General features: G+C 27.4%; 4 protein-coding genes. All 4 read right to left on the minus strand.

From position 1 onward, the window contains the following. Positions 1-128: 128 nt before the first annotated feature. On the minus strand, positions 129-734 hold the full coding sequence (locus tag G3997_RS06445; protein ID WP_296644626.1) for an NUDIX hydrolase: 606 nt from the start codon (positions 732-734) through the stop codon (positions 129-131). Between the two features lie 380 nt (positions 735-1114). Continuing rightward, the gene (locus G3997_RS06450; RefSeq protein WP_296644627.1) at positions 1115-1267 is read right to left on the minus strand and encodes a FeoB-associated Cys-rich membrane protein; all 153 of its coding nucleotides are present in this window, start codon (positions 1265-1267) and stop codon (positions 1115-1117) included. A 20-nt stretch (positions 1268-1287) separates the two neighbouring features. Then, positions 1288-3264 carry a ferrous iron transporter B gene (feoB, locus tag G3997_RS06455; protein WP_296644629.1) on the minus strand — a complete coding sequence of 659 codons (1977 nt, stop codon included), beginning with the start codon at positions 3262-3264 and terminating at the stop codon, positions 1288-1290. An 18-nt stretch (positions 3265-3282) separates the two neighbouring features. Further along, the gene (locus tag G3997_RS06460) at positions 3283-3495 is read right to left on the minus strand and encodes a FeoA family protein (RefSeq protein ID WP_296644632.1); all 213 of its coding nucleotides are present in this window, start codon (positions 3493-3495) and stop codon (positions 3283-3285) included. Between the last annotated feature and the right edge of the window lie 311 nt (positions 3496-3806).

Genomic DNA, 3806 nt, shown 5'->3' on the forward strand with positions numbered 1-3806 from the left:
TATCCTGTATATAAAGAATCATCTTTGCATCTTATTATATATGTAAAATACATCCTTTTCTCCTCTATTATAAAATAGAGTGTATAGCAGATAAATTCCTAATACACTCTATTTTTTATCTATATGTTTTATATAAATAATTCTTCGCCTAATTTTGTAAACATTTGAAGTATTAAATAAGCTTTTATATCTATACAATCTTCTTTTAATAGCTCTTTTGCTTCTTCTTGTGATATTAATAATACTTTTATATCTTCATCTTCTTCTTGATATTCATGACTCATTTCACCATCACATAAGCAGTATACAAATGCTACTGATTCATCTGTCATTCCTGGCGACAAATAAAGTTTATCTTTGCTATTTATTTTATTTATACTTATTAAATCTAATCCTGTTTCTTCTTTTAATTCTCTTCTTACAGAAGCTTCAGCTTCTTCATTATTCTCAACAAGCCCTGCTGGTAGTTCATATATATATTTGTTTATTGGTACTCTATATTGATTTATAAGTACTAATTTTTTTAAAGTTTTGTGATATGCGCATATTACTACTGCATCTATTTTATCTTCTTTGTTTTCTAAATAAGTTTTTTCTAGTTCATCTTTACTTTTTCTAGATGATACTGTCCAGTGTTTCTCTTTCCCTAATTTATTTTCATATTCTACATCATATAAACTTAAAAATTTAGTTTCTGCTAATGATTTTACTTTTTTTATCTTTGAGTTTTGCAAAGTTATTCCCCTTTCTAAGTGTTATAGTCTTATTATACCAATGATATTTATTTTTATCATTATTTTAATATAAATTACTACTTAATACAAAATTTATAAGCAAAAATTCGCTTAGCTTGATCAACGCGTTGACGAAATAGTTGCTTGAGCCACTGCGTGGTCGAAGCATTTCAAAATGTATTTTTTACCTTTATAGATATATTTACATTACTTTAATTCAAAAGTTATCAACAAATTTTTATGCAGTATAAAATCATAGTACGTAAAAAAGACTATCTACATATATTTTTTGGCATAAAAATAGCCATAAGACTTAATCTTACAGCTATTTTTAACAGTAATTTTATTTATATACATTTACAAATCATAAAATTTATAATTTACTTATTGCATTTTTTACTGCAACTAGAGCTTTGTGAACACTTATAGCATCCAACTTCTCCATTGCCTCTTTCTTTATGATGCTTAATTATAGGTTTAATAGCTAAAAATAATACTAAAGCTACTATACTAATTACTATTAAGTTTCCCATAACTATTCTCCTTTAGCATACTAAAGTACATTTACCTTTGTTAGGCATTCTTTATTATCTACTTTATTATTAGCTTTTATCTTAGACATTGTATATACTACAGTTGCTACTAATATTATAACTGCAGGTATAAATCCTTTACCTAACTTTCCATCTACTAATATAGTACCAACTTGGTAAGTTACCATAGATACAATATATCCTACACCGAATTGAATAGCTACAGCCTTAGCTAAAAATTTATTAGATTTTATTTCTGCTTTCATAGCTCCTATAGCTGCAAAACATGGTGGTGTAAATAAGTTAAAGAACATAAATGCAAGTGCAGAAACTGCAGTTATTCCCATAGTTTCTTGAACTGCTACTGCATTGACTAATTCAAAGTCAGCATTTATAGCAGCACCCATAGAATAAACTACTGCTAATGTTCCAACAACTTCTTCTTTTGCTATAAATCCTGTTATAGCTGCTGCTGCAAGTTGCCATACACCTATTCCTGCTGGTATAAGTAAGAATGCAAATGGTGTTGATATTACTGCAAGTATTGATGTATCTACTGCATCACCTACTAATTGTAATTTAAAGTTAAATGATGACATTATAAATACTAAGGTATTACAAACTATTATTATAGTAGCAGCTCTCATCATAAAGTCTTTACCTGTTTCTACCATTCTTAATAATGCTTTCTTTATACTAGGTATACGATATTGAGGTAATTCTATTATAAAATAATTTTTTATATTGTTAGCTCCAGTAGCTTTCTTTAATATTAATCCTAAAGATATTATAACTGTAAAAGCTACAAGATAAGTAAGTGGGAACATATATCCCTTATCTGGGAAAAATGCAGCTGTAAAYAATGCTATTATAGGTAATTTAGCCCCACAAGGAACAAATGGTGTAAGCATTGCCGTAAGTTTACGTTGCTTTTCATCTTTTATAGTTCTTGTTGCCATTATTCCAGGTATTCCACATCCATATCCTACTATCATCGGTATTATAGATTTTCCTGATAAACCAACTTTTCTAAATAATGGGTCAAATATTAAAGCTATACGAGCCATAAATCCACTGTCTTCTACTAATGCTAACATRAACATTAATACCATTACTAATGGAACGAATCCTACTACTGCTCCAACTCCACCTATTATACCATCTGTTAATAATGAATTTAAGAAATCACTAGTTCCCATTCCAGCTAATAGTTCTGAAACCCAACCTTGGAATCCTTCTATATATCCTACTAATGTGTCTGCAACTAATGGACCTAAAGTATTTATAGATAAATTAAATATAATTGCCATTATTCCAATAAACAGTCCTGTTCCTATTATAGGATTAGTTACAAACTTATCTATTTTATCTTCTAACGTTTCTTCATTATGTCTTATTATTCTTTCTTCAACTTTTGATATTATATCATTAACTAATTTATATCTTTCTTTATCTTGTTTTTCTTCATTAGATATATGTAATAATTCTTTAAATGAATTTTTTTGTTCTTTTAATTTAGAGCTTTCACAAGCTGTATTAATTAAATTTTTAAGACCTTCATTTTTCGATGCTACTATTTCAACAACTTTACAATTCAATTCTTTTTCTAATTTATTAACATCTATCTTTGTTATATTTTTAGATATATCAACTTTATTAAGTGCAACAACTACTGGTATATTAAGTTCTAGTAATTGACTTGTAAAGAATAAACTTCTATTTAAGTTTGTTGAATCTACAACATTTACTATAACATCTGGATTTTCATTTTTTATAAAATCTGTTGTTATACTTTCTTCACTTGTATATGGTCTTATTGAGTATGCACCTGGTAAATCTATAATTGTTATATCTTTTCCTAAACTACTTTTTAAATCTGCTTCTTTTTTACTTACTGTAACTCCTGCCCAGTTTCCAACGTATTCTTGTTTTCCTGTAAGGGCATTGTATAGTGTTGTTTTACCACTATTCGGATTACCTGCTAATGCTATCTTCATTCCTTCATCTCCTTATTCCTAGAATATTTCTATAACTTCTGCAAGGTCTTTATCTATTCCGTATCTTCCACCTTTTATGTTAAYTATYCAGTTTGWATGCATCTTCTTAACTATACTTATAGTTTCTCCTTCAAAACATCCCAACGTAAATAAGAATTTACTTATTTCTTCATTACCTGTTATCGATTTAATTGTATATAAAATACCTTTTTCACCTTGTATTAATTTCATTAGGTATCCCTCCTTTACCTTTGTCTTTCTCTACTTCAATAATCAATTTCACTAATTATATGATAATCAATTTCATTTGAAATGTCAATCTAATTATAACTTTTTTAAGTTTTTGTTACTTTTACGTACATCTTTTATAAAATATACAAAATATAAAGCTACAAATTATTTAATTTGCAGCTTTAGCATTATCCATAGTCTCATCTGCTTCATGAATTTCATTTATATTTTCTATTATCATCTTTATATGATAGTTATAAACTGGGCTTATATCATTTTTAACTTCTACATACCCATCTAATCCATCACAT

This window comes from Romboutsia sp. 13368, assembly GCF_018336475.1.
Taxonomy (GTDB): Bacteria; Bacillota; Clostridia; order Peptostreptococcales; family Peptostreptococcaceae; genus Romboutsia.